The following is a 23,307-nucleotide window of genomic DNA, read 5'->3' on the forward strand; positions in this document are numbered from 1 at the left end:
ACTGTGCCTCCTTTATGTATTGCTCTGAGTGAGGGTTTCATATAACTGAACCAACGTGGAACGATCTTGCGGTTTATCCAGGGAATAAGCAGCAGGCAGTGCTGTATTCTCGGCCACCATGTTTCTGACACTTTCCCCTGGACCAACATCAACCCATACCGTTGCTCCCAATTGATGTACATGTGCCAATGCCTGATTCCAGCGAATCGGCTGCAGCAATTGATGACTGAGCAGCTTGGCGATGTCTTCAGGCCCCTGAATCAGTTCTCCCTGAACCGTGGAGCAGATGGAGAATCGGGGCGCGGCAAACGTTATTCCGGCAAGCATCTCTTCAAGCTCCGGTTGAATAAACTGCATCAGCTCGCAGTGATAAGGTGCGTCTGCTTTCATGGGCATCATGCGGAAAGGAATGAACTCCCCGCCAGTGTGATCCATGTTGTCGTCCAGCAACCGCAGCCCGTTCGCCGTACCAGCAACGACGAATTGTCTCGGTGAATTGTAGCCGGAGATGGTCACATATTCCGTTTGGCGTATAGTCTTGACCATTTCCTCAAGCTCTGCCTGGGTGATATCCACCACAAGTCCGGCTCTGCCTTTTTGTTCCTGGATCGCACGGTGCATTAATTCGCCTCTTCTTGCCGTAAATCGAACCGCATCGGCAAAGCGCATCGCTCCCGCGGCTGCGAGAGCCGAAATTTCTCCCAGGCTGTGACCGATCGCATACTCGGGAATGAGCCCTGTCCGGCGAACAAATGAGTCGAAGAGCACGTAGCTTGCTGTCACGACGGCGGGCTGGGCATGCACAGAGGCTGTAAGCTGCTCCAGCGTTCCTTCCATAATCAGCGCTCTCAGATCATAACCAAGAGCTTCACTCGCCTCGGCAAAAATGTGGTTTGCCTCCGGCTCTTTGTTCAGCACATCACAGCACATTCCGATATACTGGCTCCCCTGTCCGGGAAATAAGGCACAGATCGTCATACGCCGCCGCGCTTGTAATACGCTTTTAGTCCGTAATGCGAGATCATCTCCTGCTGCATCTGGGAAGATCCTTCGATAATTTCCAGAACCTTAGCTTCCTTATACAGCCTAGATACGGGATAGTCATTGCTAATGCCGTTTGCCCCATGAACCTGGAGCGCATCATTTGCAACTTCTACAGCAACTTTGGACGTGAAATATTTGGCAATGGTTGTTTCCATGACAGCCTGCGGGTCCCTGGCTTCTCTTAGCTCGGCTGCCCGCAAACATAATGCCCTTGCTGCATGGACTTTCGTTACTGCATCTCCAATCATGCCGCGGATTAGTTGAAAGTGATGGAGTTTCTGGTCAAACTGCTTTCGCTTCCGCGAATAGGTTACCATGGAATCGAGTGCTTCCTGCGCAATCGCCAATCCGGCCCAAGCGATGCTGTATCTGCCCTGGTCAAGCGCACCGGTAACAATATATTCGAAGCCTTCATTCAGCCGTCCAATGATATGGCTTTTGGGTACACGCACCTCATGGAGCTCAATCACAGCCAGTCCGGTTTCCCCGCCCACCATAACGCCTTCAATGGGTTTGGTCTGTACACCATCGAATTTTCGTTCCACCCAAAAAGCCGTGCTTCTTCCGTCCTTTGATGCAATGATGATAAACACATCTGCCAAATGCCCGAAGGTGATCCATTTTTTTGTCCCGTTCAGCACATAAGCATCGTCTTCTTCGCGCCACGCTGTCTTCACATTTTTGGCGTCCGAGCCCACTTCCGGTTCAGTGAGGCCAAAGGCTCCAATCCATTCCCCACGTACCAGCTTGGGCAGCCAGGAAGACTTTTGTTCTTCCGTTCCAAAACGCACCAGAGTTTCACTTACAAGGGACGTATGTACCGTCAATAAACTGCGCACCGCCGGAAGGGCCTTGCCAAACACTTCCGTCAACTGTCCATAAGACTTGGGTCCAAGGCCCAGACCGCCGTATTCAGCCGGTACGGAAGCCGCCAGGTAGCCTTTTTCGGCCATGGCCCGGATCAGTGATCCGGGGATGGCTTGCTGTGCCTGAATCTGCTGAGCATAGGGACGTATCTCGCTGGCAGCAAACTGCTCAGCCTCATGAATAATCTCTTGTTGCAGATCCAGTTCAATCATTCAACTACCCCCTCTTGAAGAAGGGATTCATGGAGATATGAGGCAAATTCAGCAATAGTTTTGTATTCAAACAAAGCTACCGGACTGATATCCACCTGCAGGTGCTTGCGCGTACGATTAATTATTTTGAGAGCCTGTACAGAAGAGACGCCAATTTTCAAAAAGTTCATCTCTTCATCAATGTCCTCCGGCTCCTCATTCAGTGCGGCAGCAATTTCGCTTTTCATAAACAGTACGATTTCCTCTTTTGTCATATCATGACCTCCGTTCCCTGATTCACATCGACCCAATGGACATGCGGCTCGAATGGATGTGATGGCAGATGTACAATCTGGCCCGAACCATCCGGGTGTAACTGTTCCCAATCCAAAGCAGCACCAAGCACATATAACTGTCTCAGCAAGGATGCAAGCTGTTCCTCCACACCCAGTGAAGGCATGCCGGATAAATGAATCCATTGCTCCTTGCCAGTGCAATCCGCAAGCCCCGCAGTCTGATCCGAAGGATCGGCAGCAATCGCAATGACGATGTCTGCCTTTGCTAGCTTGCTGGACGGATCTTGAGGATGGTCCAACCTGGCAACCAGCTCTTCTCCGGCATTGATTCCTCTTACCTCTTGAATAGAAGGTACAAGGCGAGTGAGTGTTTCAATGACGCTTGTCCAATAAGTCGCCTCAAGTGCAGCATGACCGTCTATAACAATCGTTACACGAGCAGCACGATTCCTTGGCTTGAAACCGAATTGCATACCTTCCAAATCCCACTCCTCGCTTGAATTCACCGTGACCGCTGCACGATACCGATAATGCTTTCTGTACCTGTTCCGTGTAAAACACAGATCCGCCGCATGCAGGTCCTCATGTTCCGACACAAATCGCTTGGTGTTATGAATCAGCTTCTGCAGAGCCTGCTCTGTCTTGGCAGAGAACGTTAATAATTGCACGAGCCCCGAGCCCTCTGCCCGAACAGTCGCTTTCCACTCTTCCAGAACAATGTGAGCGTTGGTTCCTCCAAGCCCAAACGAACTAATGCCCGCTTTGCGTGTCTTCCCTACCGGAACATCCCATGACCGATGCTCACTGACGATGTGAAAAGGCGATTGTTCCAGCCTGAGGGCCGGATTGGGCTTGTCCATATGCAGACTTGGTGCCAATTCGGCATGCTGCATACTGAGCAGAACCTTGGCCAGACTGGCACCGCTTGAAGCTGCGAATAGATGCCCTATATTGGTTTTGACGGAACCCAAGCCAATGGAAGTGGTATTGTCGTACCCTTTTTCCTGAAATAACCGGAGCAAGGCGTTCACCTCTATCGGATCTCCGATCCTCGTACCCGACCCGTGTGCTTCAATATAAGATATCTCGCTCGGATTCAGATTGGCATCTTGGTAAGCGGAGCGAAGCACCTCGTATTGTCCTTGAGGATTCGGTGCCATGATGCCCAGAGAATAGCCATCGTTGTTAACCGCTGTCCCGCGAATCAGTCCATAAATATGTTTATTGGCACGAACTGCCTCTGTTAGCGGCTCCAGATATACAACCACTGCACCCTCCCCGATCACTGAACCATCGGCCTCCCGGTCAAAGACCTTGGTGTGTTTCGTGGATGAGCAGATTCCCGCATGGCGGGATAACTGATGTACATGCGGTGAAGCCAGAATGGTTGCTCCCCCTACAACTGCACCGGATATTCGCTTTTCCTGAATGGCTGCAGCAGCTTGCGTCAGTGCTACAAGAAAGGACGAGCAAGCTGTATCTATCGCAAGGGCTGGACCCGTAAAGTTATACAGATGAGAGATGGAAGCCGCCGCAATATTGGACATATTGCCTACCATTGCATGGGAATGAACATCCTTTCCATCACGTTGATTCATATAGTCAACGACCAGATCGAAATAGGTGCTTGGGTTAATGCCCACGTACACACCCACATTGCGCTTATCCTCCTGATCCACAAGCATACCTGCATCTTCAAGAGCTTCATAAGAAACTTCCAGCAGTTTGCGATGCTGCGGGTCCATAAATGCAGCCTGTTCCGATGGAATATCAAAGAACTCGTGGTCAAAGGTGTCCGGATGTTTGAGTTCCCCAATCCAGTCATCCCAGTCCGGACGCTTCGAACGCATTGCACGATCGGCGCTAATCCGCTCAACACTGTCAAGACCCTGAACCAGGTTGTTCCAGAATTGCTCCTGAGTATCCGCATCAGGCAAACGCAAGGCTAGTCCGGTAATGGCAATGGCACGATGTACGTTCAGATGATTATCCGCTCGCACAGCCTGTTCACTTGGCTCTGTTTCCGCCGGAAGTTCCTGCAGATACTCCACCATTTCTCGTACAGTCCTGCAAAAAACAAGCAGTTCCTGACCCAGTTCACGCCCTATAAGTGCAGACAGCCTGTCAAGCAGCTGGTATGACAGAATGGAGTTGCCTCCTAATGCGAGAAAAGAAGCATCCGTCGTAATCTGACCTAGGGGAAGCTGGAGCGTTTCGGCCCAAGCTTCACGTACCGTTTGTTCCAATGACGCCGGTTCAATCCCCTCGGACTGCTGCTGTTGTCTGTTTTGGGAAATCAGTTTTTCAATAACCTCAATATCCGCATCAAATGCTCCGCACTCGTATTCATTTCTGAGCATGAAACGCTGGACCTTTCCGCTGGTCGTCTTCGGTATCACCTTGATCGGGAGCACATGAGTGATCTCAATGCCCAATTCGGCTCTCATCCGGTGAATCAAATCCTGACGCACCTCCAGAAACTGTGGAGCAACCGATTTGTATTTCACAAATACAAGCATCTCCTCCACTTGTTTGGCGCTGTTAAAATGGCCTACTACTGTCAGGTTGCCTCTCGGAATGCTTCGATTCTGGTACAGGATCTCTTCCAGATCGTGCGCGTAATAATTCTGTCCCCGAATAAACACGATATCCTTAATTCGTCCGCTGACAACGAGCGAGCCGCCGGCCATGAAACCCAGGTCGCCTGTCCGCAGCCACCCATCCACAAATATTTCGCGATTCAGGTCGGGAAGGTGGTAATATCCGGACGTTACCGATTCACCGCGAATCTGGATTTCGCCGACGACACGCTCATCCAGCACTTCCCCCTGCTCATTTGCAATCCGAATCTGAATGCCGGTCATGGGATACCCTTCATGAACAAATTCAATCACATCCGTTGGTTCACTTTCCGTGAAATCGACCGGAACAGCAAGTCCTTCCTGCACAAGTTTGGTTCGGGAAATTCGTTCTATGCGCGGCTCTTCCCCCAGATAGGAAGTACATACACCTACAGTCGCTTCGGCCATGCCGTACGCAGGAAACATCATGTCCCGTCGATAACCGCAAGCTCCGAATTTCTGAACAAAGCGCTCAATTACTGCTGTAGATATAGGCTCTGCACCATTCAGTGTCATACGAAGTGAAGACAGATCAAGTGTTGCGAGCTTCGAATCCGGAATCTTCTGAACCATCCATTCAAAACCGAAGTTGGTGCAGCAGAACCATTTCCCTTGGTGCTCCGTAATTTTCCGCAAGAACAGATAAGGCGACCGTACGAAAGTATAAGGGGACATCACCATGATATTGGCTCCGCTCAAAATAGGGGTAAGGTGCTGTCCAAACATCCCCATGTCATGTGTATGAGGCAACCAGGTAAACACGTTGTCTCCTTCTTCCGACCCAAGGAATGTCTTGCAAGCAATGCTGTTCGCAATAATATTGTGGTTCGTCAACTGAACCCCTTTGGGAATGCCTGTACTGCCTGATGAGAATTGCAGAAATACAATATCATCGGGTGCTGTTGTGCACGCCTCCGCCGGATTTCGGGAGGCCTTGAGCTTGTTCACACTGATTAACGAAAGGCCTTCGAATACCGCGCTGTCCGCAAGTTGCTGATATTTCGGCATGTAGGCTTCCTCAGCGACCACAACCGGACGCTCCAGCACCTCCCAGACTTTCGTAAATTTCTCCAACCCAGCTGAGCCAGGTTCCCAGGCTGACGGAGGGCTGACGGGGGCGACAACAATGCCGCCCAGCATACAAGCCCAAAATGTACGGTAAAATTCCTGGGAATGATCTATTTCCAAAATAACAACCTGTCCTTGCCTGATACCCTGATCACGTAAACCCTGCAGGTACATACGAGCCTGATTCAGCAATTCCGGATACGATTCAAACTGTTCGTCACCTGAAGAACTGATATACGTGATTCCCTTTTCGGAATGAACCGCTGAAATATATATTAGAAGCTCAGCCACAGTCGAATAATGCTCCGGCATAATCAGTTCGGGCCCTCGTTGTATGGATTTACTGGACATGCTGCACCTCCACTGGCTCATTATGAACTTTCACTTTCACATCGCTGCCCATCTGCTGGTGAACAAGCTGTTGTAACCGCTTGGTATCCAGCCCGGCTTGACATGTCAGGTGAACATACAGACACTCTTCGTCGTAATGAATGACCCATTCCAATTGAGCTAGAGCTGACGACATGTCGTGCTCATCCGATGCTTCAAACATCGGAACCGCCTCTCGGCTGGAGATAAAGCCCTGATAATTGAACAGAATCAAATTTCGCCGTTTCTGGCTTAGCGTTTGCCGATAAGCTGCTCCCAAGTGTTTCTGAATGACAGCATAGTTTGCTGAAACAGGAACTTCCTGTGTCAGTGCCATAAAATTAATATGATGTCGTTTCACCCGTTCGAGCTGTTTCATCAGGTCATCCTGAGTAAATTCACGGTCCAAAAGCACCGGGATCAGATCGAGGAATTCACCCACATGGTCGTAAAAGGACTGCTCGCCGTATTCCCTGCCGTAGTGCACCAGAGCAACAGGCAACCGGTTTACATCCAGATAGGTTGCGATAATGTTGGCAAAGGATTGGAAACATACCCACCAGTCATCCGTATCCTCTTTCCCGACACGAGGTAATTCAACCGTAATTGATGAAGGCTGCAGACGTTCTGTTTCCTGGAACTTGTCGATGACAATGTTGTTGCACGTTTCCCACGATTGGAGTGAGAATTGTTGTTCCAGTTCATTCTCGTCCACACCTACCGGCCCTTGAGATACCAACCGCACGTAGTCCTCATACTTCAGTACATTGTATGGATGAACGGTTTCGAATTCTTGCTCGCTATCATATGCCTCCATCTCCAGCTGTTGTTTGATAATCTCTGCACTCATGCCATCAAACGCCAGATGATCAAAACTCCAAAAGAGCTTGTGCTCCCTGATTCCTGTACGCAATATGCACAGTCGCCAAGGCAATTCGTTCAGATCGTATGTCTGATGCAGCAGGGTCTGTGCCAGCTTATGCTCCAATCGCACCAGGGTAGCCTGAGCGTAATGACGCGTATCCAGATACGGTATCAATTGTTGCAGCATATCTGCGGCTAACGGCAGATCACACTGATGCCACTTCAAGGTACCTTCCTCATGTAGGATGCTGTGCAGCAGTTGATGCCGGGCTACAACCCTAAGGATCAATGCTTTTACAGCCTGTTCATTCAAATCGCCTTCAAGTGTTGTTATAAATCCGCTTGCTCGTGAAGTTGCAGTAACATGTGCCTGTTGGATTGGAGAAAGTGGGAAGCGACCAACGGTGGTCGTGCCCGCCATGAAGGATGAAACCTGATTACAGCTGTTCAACACATGCAGGACCAGACTGTCCAGTTGATTCTCATGTAGTGTGATGTCCTGTGGAATGGAAATGGGGGACTGAATTTGCAGGCTTTCTTCGTACAAAACGGACGTCTGAGGACGGATCTGTACCAGATTGACTAGCCCTCGAACTGTCGGATATTGGAATAATTCGTTTACCTTGATGGCAATTCCTTCTTTTGACAAAATTTGAGTTAAAGCAATCGCCTTCAGCGAATGGCCACCGTTCTGAAAGAAATGATCCTCCATGCCGATCGACGGATTCCCCAACACCTGACGCATGGCGTCAAGAATAATCCGTTCCACCCTTGTCCGAGGTGATTCCTCATGCAGAGACACCGGTTGGACTTCAGGCATCTCCGATAAGGCTTTTCGGTCCACTTTGCCATTCGCATTAATCGGCAGATAATCCAAACGTCGAATCTGTGCCGGGACCATATATTCAGGCAGCCGCTGTTGCAGCTCTCTTCGAAGCTCTTCCACATGAATTACAGTTTGGGATTCACAGGTGTAATAGGCGGTGACATAGAGACTGCCTGACGCATCGGCAGCTGTCATGACAAATGCATCCCGAACCCCCGCAACGCGTTCCATGCAGTTGGAAATCTCCGACAACTCAATCCGAAACCCTCTAATCTTGACTTGAAAATCAGCGCGTTCAATGAATATCAAACTGCCGTCCACCAAACGTTTGACAATATCCCCTGTCCGGTACATCCGCTCTCCCTTGCGGAAAGGATCGTCCAGAAAGTGTTTGTTTGTAAGGTCCTCACGATTAAGGTAGCCGATCCCAACGGCATCTCCGCTGATATACAGTTCACCAGGAACATTGGGTGGAACAGGTTTTAGATCATCATCCAGAACATATAAAGCGGTATTCGATAATGGATATCCTATAGGCAACGAACCTGTGTAAGGCTCCGTTTGTTCAAGTAAATGGTAGGAGGCAAAAAAGGTCGCTTCCGTTGGCCCATATCCATTCAACAATATGCCTGGCCCCACTACTGCGAGAGCTTTGTTGGCATGACTCACCGATGCGGCCTCACCGCCAAACATAACTCTGCGCACATTTTTCAAACATTCGGCATCCCAATCCACCAACAGATTGAACAACGAGGTTGTGATGAAGAATACGGTTATTCGTTGTTGACGAATGACGTCAGCCAAGCTGGCCATGTCCAGAATGATTTCTTTAGAGATTAATACAAGGGTTGCCCCATTTATTAATGAAGCAAAAATATCGAAGATGGAGCCGTCAAATGCATAATTGGAAATCTGCAGGACGCGATCTTCAGGCACCACGGTCACAAAGTTGCTGGTCTTCATCACTTTGATTACATTACGATGACTCATCACCGTGCCTTTTGGGGTTCCGGTTGATCCTGATGTATAAATGATATAAGCCGGATCGAGAGCAGTGGTCCCCATATCACCTGTATCGTTACCTTCCATATCGTTCTCAAGTTCCGTCATCAAAGGCGAAATGAACCCTTTCAGTTCATCGGCAGGCACGATACAAGGTACCACCGATTGCCAGGTGAAGGCATACTCCATCTCCGTTAACAGGACCGAAGCACCACTATCCTGCAAAATAAACTCGATTCTCGCTGATGGTGAAGCAGGGTCAATCGGTACATAACTGCAGCCCGCCTTGAGTGTAGCAAGGATACTGACGATTTGGATCGGTCCACGGTCCAGGATAAGGGCAATACGGGAGCCTGATTTCACACCTTCACTCAGCAACCTGGAAGCCAGCCATTGCACCCGGTCATTCAGGTCAGCATAGCTCCATTCGGAACCTTCCCAGACCAGAGATGTCCGTTGTCCGTGTAACCGAACCTGTTCTTCAAACAACTGAGAAATGGTTGCATCCCGCGAATATTCAACGGCATTGTCATTCACCCCGTACAGCAGCCACTCTTCCTCCTGCGGTGTGGTTAGGCTGATCTGACGAATCTGTTCCACCTCACCTGAGGCAATCTGGGACAGAATATACCGGAATTTGTCCAGCATCTGCTGCATGGACTCTGCTCTGAACAGGTCCTTACGGTATTCCAGTTCCACGGTGTAGTACTGCTCATGTTCGGCCACTGTCCAGGTCTGATCAAATTTGGCCTCCACACTGCCCTCGATCCATGGTACAAAGGTCGTCAATTCACCCACTTCAGGATCAGCCGTCCCCATGTTGATGTAATTCAGCACGACATCAAATAGCGGATTACGGCTGGTGTCACCAAATAAACCAAGCTGCTCTACCAGCGCCTCGTACGGATATTGTTGATGTGCATAACAGGACAGCAGCTTATCACGCATCCCTTTTACGTAATCCTCGATGGACAGTTCTCTGTCCATTCTCGTGCGAATAGCTAACATGTTGACAAACATTCCAACAACACTGTCCAGTTCGGGTTGTTCACGTCCCGCCACCGCCGTACCAACTACAAGATCATCCTGAGTTGTGTACTTCCAGATCAACACATTCAGCGTTGCCATGAACAGCATATATGGTGTAATGCCATGTCGGGTACAGAATTCGTCTACCTGCCCACTCAACAACTCATCCAGAACTATCGATACTCTGTCTCCCTTGTAAGACGCAGCCTCATGTCTGGGGTAATCAGTAAGCCATTCGAGTGGTGTCGGTATATCCGTGAATTGCTGCTTCCAGAATTGCGCGTCTTCAGCTGATGTACCGTTCAGCGTACGCTCATGAAGCCATTCTGCATAATCCTTATATTGAATGTCGAGTGGTTCCAAAACCTCTCCCAGGTACAGGCGAGCAAATTCCTGCATCAGAATGGCAATGGAGCTCTGATCGGAAATGATGTGATGCATGTCGATAAACAAGATGTGCTCGTTGCTTGAAAGGCGCCCGAGTTTCACACGAATTAATGGCGCATGAGTCAGATCAAAGGGTTGTATCCACTTCTGTACATGTTCTATCGGCATGCTCTCCGATTCCAGCACTTCAACAACGGATGGAACCTGATCCTCCACGATCTGAAAAAGCTCACCGTCCACCATTTCAAACCGGGTACGGAACGATTCATGCCGCTGTACCAGCGCATCCATAATTGTCTGGAATTGAGCAATATCCAACTCCCCTTTAATCCTGTAGAAACTGGCGAGATTATACGCCGTACTCTCCCCGTTCATCCACTCATGCATCACGTACATTCTTCGTTGCGCAGAGGTCGTCTTGTACCTGTTCTTCTGCTTCACAGGTGGAATGGAATTCTTCATTGAACTGTAGTTGTTCGCAGATTGATGATCAAATTGATGTTCACTAATCCATTGCACCATCTGTGCAAAAACTGAATGTTCAAACACATCGTTCAATCCTGAATGCAGTCCGAAGACATCCTTTAATCTGGACGCCAGGGATATCGCCTTCAGTGAGTGCCCGCCAAGCTGGAAAAAATCGTCTTCGGGATCCACTGAATCGCAACCAAGCAGTTCCTGCCACAATTGCAGCAAAGCAGCCTGTATCTCGTTCCCTGTCATGGGAACCTTTGCACTTTGAGACAATAACAACTCTGCCCGTTGTCCTGTACTCACTGCTGCCTGCGGCATCCCTGTAAGCTGGTACAGGGGAACATCATGAATATGAGGAATCGGATCAAAGGAATACGTCGGCAAGGAAATGATATGCCCTTGATCCGCTCCATACAGCTGTGTCCAATCCAGCTCTACACCGGAGCACCAGCAAAAGCCAAGTATTTTCAGGAAATATACATCCGCCTCAAGCGAACCCTGGCGATTCTCCAGAAGAGAAATGACATTGGAAGATTCCGAAAACACGGTTTCAATGCTTTGTTCCTTATCCTGCTGCGGACTTGCCGTGATCCAGAGCACACTCCTGCTCCCTGCACTCTCCGAAGAAGACCTTCGATTCTGTAAAGGAAATAGCACATCTCTTGAACAAAGCGGTCGAATCCTGGATGCAAGGGCTGCTGCATATTCATTTGTCACCCTTCCAGTCAACCCGTCTGACAAGGCGCCTTCCTGCCAGGTCCAGTCCTCCTTCCCATATAAAAGGGCAACAGCATGAGCTGGCTCAAGCGCACCGCTAATGACCAGGCCAACCAGTTCGCCAACCCCCTGTCCGCATACAACGTCCGGTTGGACACCGAACTGCATGACCGTCCTGAACAGTGCGTACTGTACAACAAAGCACTGCATACGCTCCAGCCTGGAATCCGTTAACGGTCGTCCCATTCCTTGGCGAATCGTATATTGTTCCTTGGATTCAAAAAGGTTCAGTATCTCTTCAAAATGGAGTTTGAACATCTCTGAAATCTGACTCCGATAAACGGAAGCATACAGCTCCCGAATGTAGCGTGCTTCCCAATTTGCAGTTCCGCTGAGGTCGAATATAACTTTCGGTCTTCCCTCCGTCATATTAGCCCGAGTCTCATATTCGTTGGCCTGTCCCTTTGGCGGGATATATCCATCTACCGCAACCATCACCTTTCGGTGATTGAATCTGCTTCGGCCTTTCTGCAGGGTCCAGGCGGCATCGGACAACTGCTCCGGCATGGCATTGATGGCCTGCAAAACCGATTCATACGTTCGTTCCAGCGCCGTTTCGCTCTTGGCCGAGAATGGCAGCAGCTGCAATGACTGGTACTTGGCATGACTTTCCTGAACAGGTGGCTGCTCCAGGATCACATGAGCATTCGTTCCGCCGATTCCAAACGAACTGACTCCCGCACGCAGAACTTGCGCCGGATTGCTGAAACGCTGCGCTTCCGTATTGATATAGAAAGGACTGCGCTCCAGGTTCAGCATCGGATTGGTCCGCTGCATGTGAATTTGGGGCGGAACGACCCGGTGGTACAGCGTCAACACGGTTTTGATAAAACCGGCAACACCTGCTGCCGCATCCAGATGCCCGATATTGGCTTTGACCGAACCCAAAGCACAATAATTTTGATTTGCCGTTCCCCATGACTGCCGGAGCGCTTCAATCTCAATCGGATCACCCAGTTTAGTGCCTGTTCCGTGCGATTCGAGATAGGAAATCTCACTCGGAGCAATGCCCGAACGTTGAAGAGCCGCCTCAATCACTTTGACCTGTCCGGCAACACTTGGTGCCGTATATCCGATTTTGTCCAGACCGTCATTGTTAATGGCCGAGCCTTTAATCACACCATAGATATGATCTCCGTCTTTGAGGGCTTGGCTGAGCGATTTAAGCACAACCATCCCACATCCATTGCCTGACACGGTACCCGAGGCCTGCTCATCGAACGGTCTGCAATGGCCGTCTTTGGAATAAATCATGCCTTCATGCCAGAGATAGCCTTCTCTAAGCGGATAGGAGATGGATACCCCTCCGGCAAGGGCTACATCGCACTCTCCCCGGATTAGTGACTCTGCTGCCTGATGAATGGCCACCAGAGAAGTCGAGCATGCCGTCTGTACAGCCATGCTAGGCCCTCTGAGATTTAATTTATGAGATACCCGGGTTGTAATATAATCCTTCTCGTTCAGTGTCATCGCTTCAAAAGCTTGCAGCAGATTGCCCGAGCGACCGAGAAACTGTACCATCCACGGCAAACTCAGCCCGCTGCCGGCAAACAGACCGATGGAGCCCTCATAGCTGTAAGGATCGCATCCGGCATGTTCAAGCGCCTCCCAGGAACACTGATGCAGCAAGCGAATTTGCGGATCCATCATATTGGATTCCTGCTGCGGATAATCAAAGAATTCGGAATCAAAGAAACCGGTATCTTGCAATATACCCTTAGCTCTGACATAATCCGGATGTCCAAAATCCTCAGGCCGGACGCCCGCATCCGTTAGGTCCTTCTCTGTCAGACGGGTGATTCCATCCTTGCCAGCCATTAAATTCGCCCAGAATTCATCAATATTCCTCGAACCGGGGAAGTGTCCTGCCATACCGATGACAGCTATATCGGACGAAGCGGACGTTGTGGCAGGGGCTTGCTTCGAAAGAACCGGGCGTTCCTGCTCGGAAGCTTCCTGTTCACGCATTTCCGGCCTCACTTGTTCCGCTGCTGCTTGGTTCAACTCGTAAGGCGCAAAACTTCTAGCCGGATTCAGTCCCATTACTTGAGGTGCTGTCGAAATCTCGCGGACATAATCCACCCGTATCGGCGGCGAAACGGGTGAGGACACTTCCCCGGACATCAGATGATCAACCAGTGATGCGATAGAGGAATGCTCGAACAACTGCACAAGCGGAACACTTTTGTCCAGATACGTATTCAATCGGTTATTGATCAGAATCAGTCCCAGTGAGTTGCCGCCGATGTCAAAGAAGTGATCATGTACACCAACGTGATCGACGTTGAGTACTTCCTTCCAGGCCTCCACAAGCATCTGCTCCAGTGCTGCTTTGGCCTGTTCCGCCCCCGAAAGGGATGCGCTGTATGCCGGGGCCGGATCAGCCATCTGCTTCACCTCGTCATCAGCCGGTTGAAGCGCGTTGCGGTTCAGTTTGCCGTTAGGCAGCACCGGCAGCTTGTCCAGACGAATCAAGCGGGAAGGCATCATGTACTGCGGAAGCCGCTCTCTTAGCCATGAACGAAGCATGGCATCCCCCTCACTTCCCATCAGGGCAGCTTCAGGCTTCAGACTGTAAAACAAAATGAGTTGCAGCTGGTACGGCTCATTACCTTCGGTTTTGACAACAGCTTCCCTGATCATTTCATGGGCCATCGCTGCCTGTTCAATTTCATTCATTTCAATGCGGTAACCTCGAATTTTCACCTGTTGATCCAGCCGTCCCGACAACTCAATCTCACCATCCGGTCGAATGCGGGCAAGATCACCTGTACGATACAAACGGCCACCCAGCACATTGCCATTCGTAATGAATCGGGCTTCCGTCTCGTCCGGGTTGTTGAGATATCCTCGGGATAACCCTTTGCCTGCGATGCACAGTTCACCATAACTCCCGTGCGGCAGCATGGCACCTTGTTCATCCAAAATATAAATTTCTGTATTAGCAATCGGATGGCCAATGGTAATGCTAGCCGGGTCATGCAATTCCTTTGTTGTTGACCAGATTGTTGTTTCCGTTGGGCCATACATATTAAAGACTCTTGCTGAACTGAGTCGCTTCAGATCAGACAGCAGTCCCGCGGGAACTCGCTCACCTCCGGTGAGAACACACTTCAGATTGCCCAGCCCCCTGGCGAAATCGGCATTCTCAACAAATGCTTTGATTCGCGACACAGTACTGAGAATGTGTGTAACGCCATGTTCACGAATACGGAGCGAAGCCAGGACCGGATCAAGCTGCTCCTGCTCATCGGTCAGATAAAGGGAGTGTCCTGTACATATAGGCGTCCACACTTCAAATCCGAAGATGTCGAAGGAGATGGTCGTTACACTGATTACGCGGTCTGTCTCCTGTTCAAAAATTCCTCTGTTCCGGATATCCTCGACAAAATTAACCATCGCTTCATGCGTAATCATGACCCCTTTGGGTCTGCCGGTTGATCCTGAAGTGAAGATGACACAGGACAGGTCGGAAGGCACGACACCCACGTTCGGATTGATGGATGAACGGACGCCATCGACCATTGGATCATAGATCATCCGTACACCGCCAAAAGTGCCGGTATCCTCTTCCCCGGAAGTGCATAACAGCAGGTTCATGCGGCTGTCTTCGATCATGTTCACAATCCGCTGTTCCGGGAAAGCCGGGTCCAAAGGTACGTAAGCTGCTCCTGCTTTCAGCACGGCAAGCAGCATAATAATCAGCGCCTCATTTCGTCTGGACAATATGCCTACAGGTTCATCCCGGCGAATGCCCTGATCCAACAGCTGCCATGCCAGCGTGTTCGCCTTCTCATTCAGTTCCCTGTACGTAAGAGCAGCTCCCGAGGCAGTTAACAGTGCAACTTTGTCTGGCACAAGCTTCGCCTGCTGTTCAAACAACCCGTGCAAACCAAACGAGAAATCATACTCCAGATGTGGACCATTGAGCCTATGTACGGCGGACATCCGAGCAAGGGCGTTGCGCTCCAGCAACTCGCCCACAGACAGATTCGGCTGCTGAACAACCTGCTCACACAAGCCGATGAAATCCTCCATAAACTTTTCGATGGTTGTTCGTTCGAACACATCCAGCGAAAACTCCAGATATCCTTCCATCACTTGCTTCTCCCTGTTTTCCTGACAGGTCAGCAGCAGATCATAGGTAGACGTCCCCGTCTCAAACGGAAACGAGCTGAAGAACAAACCATCAAGCTCAAGTCCATGCAGCTCCATGTTCTGATAATCAAAACAAACATCAAATATCGAATTCCGATTCAACTCCCGCTTGGCACCCAACTGCGTCACAAGTTCATTAAACGGGTATTCCTGATATGCAAAAGCGTCCAGAGTGTGCTGCTTGAGTTCACGCAGGAAATCAGCATACACACGCCCACGGGCTGGAAAGTTTCGCATGGCAAGCATATTGACGAACATGCCTACCGTATCCCTAATCTCCTCTTGCAGCCTTCCCGCAACAGGCGTTCCTACCACAATATCCTCCTGCCCCGTGTGCTGTGCAAGCAGCAGATTCCACACACTCAGCATCACCATATACATCGAAGATTCGGAAGAAGATGCCAGCTTGTGCAGGCGCTCTGTCAGCGAAGGACTCAAGGTGAAATGGAGACGTTCCCCTTGCATGGTTCGCTGCGAAGGACGTGCATGATCTAGCGGAAGCTGAAGGACAGGCACCGAAGGGCCCAGATGTTCCAGCCAGAACGCCTGATGCGATTGATAGCCCTGTGAAGCGAGACGCTGCTGCTGCCATACCGCGTAATCCTTGTACTGCATACGAGCAGCACATTCTCCGCCGAAATACAGCGTATTGAAGTCACGGGTGATGATCTCGACAGATGTACCATCTGCGATAATATGGTGGATATCAAAGAACAGCAGATGCTTCCGCTCGCCAATTCGGATCAGTTCCACCCGCATAAGTGGCGTCTGCTTCAGATCAAACGGACGAATCAGTGACTCGATCAACAATGTTACCTCCTGATCGTTCACCAATTCCTTTTGGGCATAGCCCATCTCCAAACGTGCAGACGGATGGATTAATTGAACGACCTGATCCCCCTGGATCTCAAACGATGTTCTGAGAACTTCATGGTGCTGCACCAGCTTCGCCAAAGCGGCTTCGACCTTCATGGGATTCAAATCCCCTTCAATGATGGTTGCAGATGGCAAATTGTATGCTGTACTGCCTGGATCAAGCATAGCCTGAGTAAACATACGCATCTGTGCAGGAGAGATCGGGTAAGCGTCCATCGGAGGCGCAGGATAAATCATCTGCTGACCTTGCTGATTCAAGTCCGGTTTTGCCACATCATAGAGATGCTCTGCTAACTGAACAGGCGTAGAATAGTTGAATACATCGGCAACCTCGGGTTGAATGCCTATATAGGAGCGAATGGACGCCGACAGGCTGACAGCTTTGAGGGAATCGCCTCCGACTGCGAAGAAATTAACGTCTTCTTCCAGCTCGTCTATACCAAAGATCGTTCGATAGGCCTCAAGCACAACTTGCTTCAACTGGTCTGGCCCACCATTGAAAATGTCCCCTGCTCCTGTCAGTGATGCGGAATACCCTGCCTGTTTCCGGTCCGAAACCATCCGCTTATTATTGTTTTCCGTTCGATCAGCCATGGATGTCTCCGAAAGTGAAACCCCCACAGGATAGGATTGCTTGTGGAATACATATGTCGGCAAAGAGCATTTTCGGCGTATCGTCTCGCCCCTGAGTACCTTCCAGTTCAGCTCCATACCTTCGCACCATAATTCGGCAAGTTTTCGGCTTACATAAACATGGTCTTGCTCTGATTCCTTGACGTGACGCAGCATGTTCAGCACGGTCTGGGAATTACGAGACCTTGTATGCTGTCGGGCAAAGGAACTCAGCGTTCGCCCTGCTCCAACCTCAATCAAAACGGCGCAATCATCCTTCAACACCTCAGCCAGATTCGCTTCAAACCATACCGGTTGCAATATGTGCCGGGACCAATAGTCCGGACTCGTAATTTCATCGAAACGAGCCCATGTCCCACTCGTATTGGATAACAACGGGATTTTGGGTTCATGAAGTGTGAGCTCCGCCAAACAACGTCCAAATTCGTTGGCTGCCTGAGCCATCATCGGGGTATGAAATGCGTGAGAAGTTTTGACACGCACGCTCTTCCAGCCCTGTTTTTCCGCAATGGCTTCCATTCGTGCAATAGCTGCTGCCGTTCCGCCAACCACACAGGAGCCTGTGGTATTAACAAGGGCCAGCCAAACATCTTCGTTTGGTTCCAGTTGTAACTTCACCTGTTCCACATCTGCCATAAGGGCGAGCATGACACCGGGCGGCTGCTGCTGCATCAAACGTCCGCGCAGACGTACCATCCGGACGGCATCCCGCAGCTCGAATACACCTGCTACAGCTGCTGCAGCCAGTTCTCCAATGCTGTGCCCGATCATGCCATTCGGACAGATACCCAGATCCAGCAGTGATTTGGCCATGGCATAACTGGTCATAAACAAGGCAAACTGACTGTACTCCGTCTGGTTGATTCGTTCAGGCTGCTGATCGCCGTACACAACGGACAGCATATCTTCCCGTTCCTCCGCAGGAAGCAGATCAAGAATTTCCTGAATATAACTTCTGAACAGCGGGGCTATGCCGGACTTCTCCGCAGATTTGTACAACTCTGCACCCATGCCCTGATACTGACTGCCCTGCCCGGGGAACATAAAGAATACAGGACGGCTGCCTGGTGCCGATTGGTGAACCACGCGTGCTTTCTGAAGCTGCTGCATCAACTTGTCAGGCTGGTCCCTCCAAGTTTTGTCCACAACCAAAGCCTTGCGGTATGCAAAAACAGATCGACCTGTCTGGAGAGTCCAGGCTGCGTTAGAAATCGATGGTTCCGGCTGCTCCATTAAATGCTCCATAATCCGTTCAGCCGTGCGATTCAGCGAGTGCTCTGTTTTAGCGGAAAAAAGCAATAGATTAACATCATCATCCGGACTGCATTTCTCCATCTCGGGTGCCTCCTCCAATACCATGTGAGCGTTCGTGCCCCCCACACCAAATGAATTGATTCCTGCCCGCAGAAGCCCGTCCTGAGCCTGTTTCCAATTCACCCCATGCGCATTGATTTTGAATGGTGTACTTGAAAAATCAATCTTGGGGTTTGGCTTCTCGTAATTGGCTGTTCCCGGAATATACCCTTGCCTCAAGCTAAGCGCGACCTTAATTAAACCTACAACTCCAGCCGCTGTATCCATATGCCCAACGTTGCCCTTGACCGAGCCAAGATAACAGAATTCCTTCTGATCCGAAGCAAACGCACGAGTTAAAGAGTTCACCTCGATTGGATCGCCTAGCAGCGTTCCTGTACCGTGAGCTTCGATATAACTCACCGTTTCCGGGTCCACTCCGGCTACCTTGTAAGCATCCTGAATCACTTCGGTTTGGCCGCTCACGCTTGGAGCAAGAAAACTGAGCTTCTCCTGCCCGTCATTGTTAATGGCTGATCCTTTGATCACACCGTAGATGTGATCTCCGTCCTGCATCGCATCGCTTACCCGCTTCAGCACCACAATTCCCATGCCATTGGAGAACACCGTTCCGCTGGCATCTGCATCGAATGGACGACAGTGACCATCGGCTGAGAACATCATGCCATCCTCGTACAGGTAGCCCCCGTCATTCGGCAGCTCCACCGTGATTCCACCAGCTACAGCCACATCGCATTCCCCAACAATGAGTGATTGGCACGCCAGATGAGGGGTGACCAGTGAAGTGGAGCATCCTGTCAGTGCGGTATAGGCCGGACCTTTCAGATTAAGCTTGTACGCCATTCGGGTCGCCAGAAAATGATTGGTGCTCAGCGTAAAGGCTTCATATTTGCTGCTATAGTTTGCATCGTTATAGAGTACCTGACGATACCATTCAAAATCATCGGACCCGCCCAGGAAGACGCCCACTTTCCCTGCCTCATCCGGTTTGCAGCCCGCATCCTCCAGTGCTTCCCATATTCCCTGGTACAGTAGTCTGAACTGTGGAGACATCATTTTGGCTTCACCTGGCGTGTAATCAAAGAAATCGGCGTCAAACTCATCGATGCCATTCGCACGGCCTTTGGCCTTGACGTATCGGGGAGAACGAAGCAATGCTTCATCCACGCCAAGCTCTCTCAGTTCCTCATCACTATAAAAGTGAATACTCTCACGCCGTTCAACCAGATTGCTCCAGAACTCCCTTATGTCCTCCGCGCCCGGTACATTCAGGGCCATACCTACGATAGCAATGTCTTCACGCTGGATGCCTGCCCTGCGTTGAAACATCTTCTCCCGTTCAGCCGGCAGTGCGCAGTCTTCCTCAGTCTGTTCCTGTACTGCAAATTGACGCAGCGTTGGACATTCGAAAAAGCGGGGAACGGGGAAGTCCACATCTGTATTATGCTTGAGCATATTGTGAGCCTGAATAACGGAAAATGAATTGCCACCCAAATCGAAGAAATGATCATCCCTGCCTACTTTCTCAACGCCCAGCACCTGGGACCATACCGCAGCCACAATCTTCTCAAGCTCAGTGACCGGAGCGGTATAGATCGTATTGGAAGCATGGGTATGTGTCATATCCGCCATAAGCGCATTCCGGTCAATCTTCCCGCTGTTATTCAGCGAAAATTCAGATTTATGTACAAAAACGGATGGAATCATATACCCCGGCAGGGACCGGGATAAATGCTCTCTCAACTGGGATGCAGGCAGTTCCTGCTCTGACAGATAATACGCACATAACAAGTCGGGTCTGCCCTCAAACGATTTCATGACCACAACACTCTGAATGATCCCCGGATAGGACGTCAGGCCATTCTCAATTTCTCCCGTCTCCAGTCTCGCTCCCTGAAATTTAACCTGAAAATCAATGCGTCCCAGATATTCAATTGTTCCGCTAGGAAGCGAACGAACCAGGTCACCGGTGCGGTACATGTACCTGAAATATTCCGGATCTTGTTCTTCTTTGTAAAAGGGATTCAGGACAAACTTCTCTCGGGTCATCTGTTCCAGATTAAGATATCCGCGTGCAAGTCCAACACCGCTCAGGCACAATTCCCCGGGAATGCCGACAGGCTGAAGGCTGTCATCACTTCCAACGACATACCATCTCGACTCATTAAGCGGGAAGCCGATCGGAACATTGCCCGGGCCCTCGTAGTTGCTTAAGGCATAATGAGATACCCAGATGGTGCACTCTGTCGGGCCGTATACATTTTCCAGACTTGCCCGTATGCCCAGCTTGTCATATTTTTGAATAATGTCCGGTGTAACGGCTTCTCCGCCAACAAACACCCATTTCAACGTTTCAAGCGGCGACAGGTTTGGACGCAGTTCCATCGTTTCCAGAAAAAGACGGAATAGGGTAGGGACAAAATTGATATGCGTTACCCGATGTGCCGCGACGGTGGATGCAATACGGAGAGGATCTTTTTCTGCTCCAGGCTCAAGGATGCTTAAGGCACCTTCTCCCATAAACCAGCCGAACAGTTCTGTCGCGGAAACATCAAAGGTATAAGCCGTTTTCAGCAAATACACATCACCGGCCTGCACCGGAAAGCGCCGCTCCAGATCAAGCAGTGTGTTCACCACGCTGTGATTCTCGATCATAACTCCCTTCGGTTTGCCTGTTGATCCCGAGGTGTACATGATGTAGGCAAGACTATGCGGGTTGAGTACATGTTCGGGATTGGAGCTATCTCCTGTGTAGGCATGACCGTCTGCCGTGTAGATATATTCCACATCCAGCATCTTGTCCTCTTCTTCAGGCTGGATGGCCAGCACGATCGATATGTCTGCATCCGATACAATGTAGCTCTTTCTGGATAATGGATAGGCCGGGTCCACAGGGACAAAAGCACATCCTGCTTTCAATACAGCAAGCAAGGCAATCACCAGATCCGAGCTGCGGGGCATTTGAACGCCGACTGCTTCGTTATCCTTTATCTTTCGTGCCATGATCTGATTGGCCAGTTGATTCGCTTGGGTATTGACCTCCACATACGTCTGGCGTTGGTTGCCTTCCAGCAGGGCCACGCGATCCGGGAATCGTGCAACTTTCTCATGGAATACATCGATAATATGCTGCGGGATGTACGGGAAATAAGCAGTTTGATTGAACTCGTGAAGCAGGGTCTCTCTCTCCTCCTGCATCAGCAGACTGAACTCACGGATGGACTTCTCAGGAGAGGCCACCAGCTGTTCCAGCAAATACAGGAACCGCTGACCCATACGATTCATGGAATCCGCATGGAAGAGATTTGATTTATACTGAAGCTTCAATTGATTACCTTGAGGTGAACGATTCAGGACGACCATCAGATCACCTGGAAAAGTAACCTGGTCCTGTTCCAGCATACGCGTTTCAAAAGCATCTTCTTCTTCGTAGGAATCATAGACAAAGGAGATATCAAACAACGAAGGTGATCCTGGCTGAGCCTGTAACATACTGTCCCTGACGATGAGGTTGTTCGGGTACCCGATATGTCTGTAAGTCTCGATCCAGGTTGCGGCTACTTGTTGCAGCAGAGGTGTTAGAGTCGATTCGAGGTCAAGGTGAAAACGCATGGGCAGCATATGGACAAAACAACCGATTGTTTCTTCCAAATCCATCCCTGGCCGATGAGAATACGGGGAAGAAAACGTAATATCCTGTGTACCCGTATATTTATTCATGAGGATGGCAAAGGCGCCCATAAAGAACATAAATACCGTTACTTCGTCGTCTTTGGATATTTGTGTGATATCCGTCATCAGCGATTCCGAAATGTCAAAACGCAATTCACATCCCAGGCCCTCTTGTGAAGCGCCTGTAGGAAAATCATGCTGTAACGCCAGAGGCTCTGCCCTTTTCATTTTGTTCATCCAGTACATCTGTTCCCGATGGTACCGGTTGTCTTGCAGTTTCTGATTTTCAGCTTCAACGTAGGAGATGAATCCCTCATCCTGCTTTACCTCCACTGGCTGTTCCAGCAGAAGGCAATCGTATAGATGTATCAGTTTGTTTTTCAATAATTCAAGTGACATCCCGTCACAGATCAGATGATGAATACACAGGGTGAGGATATGACGGCTTTCGTCCATTTGAACAACCATCAAGCGGAACAGAGGTCCTAGCTCCAGAGAAAAGGGAGTTCCGATGCATTCCCCGATCCATGCTTTTAGCTGCTTTTCCTTCAGATCCTCCTGCTTCTCGCCGCTCAGATCCCGGAAAACAAGCACAGGATCCATATCTTCATGAACAGCCAGCACCGGTACATCATGTTGTATCTCGATCCGGGCACGCAGCACCACTTGTTCATACATGAGCAATTTGATGGCCCGATGAAACATATCCAATTGCAATGGTTTAATTTGTATCGAAGCAGAGATGTTATACGAAGTAGGGTCGTTCATTTGGCAATCGAAATAGATTCCTTTTTGCGTTTCAGAGAGTTCAACGGTTTTCCGGTTCATCGTGACCACAC

5 protein-coding genes are annotated in these 23,307 nt (G+C 50.0%); all 5 read right to left on the reverse strand.

Going from position 1 to position 23,307, the window contains the following annotated elements:
* Positions 1-12: 12 nt before the first annotated feature.
* From Q0V21_RS07105 to Q0V21_RS07125, 5 genes are read right to left on the reverse strand one after another with little or no spacing between them, the layout of a single operon-like run.
* A complete protein-coding gene (locus tag Q0V21_RS07105; protein WP_301878180.1) occupies positions 13-978 on the reverse strand; it encodes an ACP S-malonyltransferase in 966 nt (321 codons plus the stop codon).
* A complete protein-coding gene (locus Q0V21_RS07110) occupies positions 975-2,123 on the reverse strand; it encodes an acyl-CoA dehydrogenase family protein (RefSeq protein ID WP_301878181.1) in 1,149 nt (382 codons plus the stop codon). Before Q0V21_RS07110 ends, Q0V21_RS07105 begins: the two co-directional genes overlap by 4 nt.
* Positions 2,120-2,377: an acyl carrier protein gene (locus tag Q0V21_RS07115; RefSeq protein ID WP_079350544.1), complete on the reverse strand. Its 258-nt coding sequence runs from the start codon at positions 2,375-2,377 to the stop codon at positions 2,120-2,122. Before Q0V21_RS07115 ends, Q0V21_RS07110 begins: the two co-directional genes overlap by 4 nt.
* A complete protein-coding gene (locus tag Q0V21_RS07120) occupies positions 2,374-6,438 on the reverse strand; it encodes a beta-ketoacyl synthase N-terminal-like domain-containing protein (RefSeq protein WP_301878182.1) in 4,065 nt (1,354 codons plus the stop codon). The genes Q0V21_RS07115 and Q0V21_RS07120 overlap by 4 nt, the downstream gene beginning before the upstream one ends.
* On the reverse strand, positions 6,428-23,296 hold the full coding sequence (locus Q0V21_RS07125; protein WP_301878183.1) for a non-ribosomal peptide synthetase/type I polyketide synthase: 16,869 nt from the start codon (positions 23,294-23,296) through the stop codon (positions 6,428-6,430). Before Q0V21_RS07125 ends, Q0V21_RS07120 begins: the two co-directional genes overlap by 11 nt.
* Between the last annotated feature and the right edge of the window lie 11 nt (positions 23,297-23,307).

It is taken from the genome of Paenibacillus sp. 11B (assembly GCF_030487755.1).
In the GTDB taxonomy this organism is placed as follows: domain Bacteria; phylum Bacillota; class Bacilli; order Paenibacillales; family Paenibacillaceae; genus Paenibacillus; species Paenibacillus vandeheii.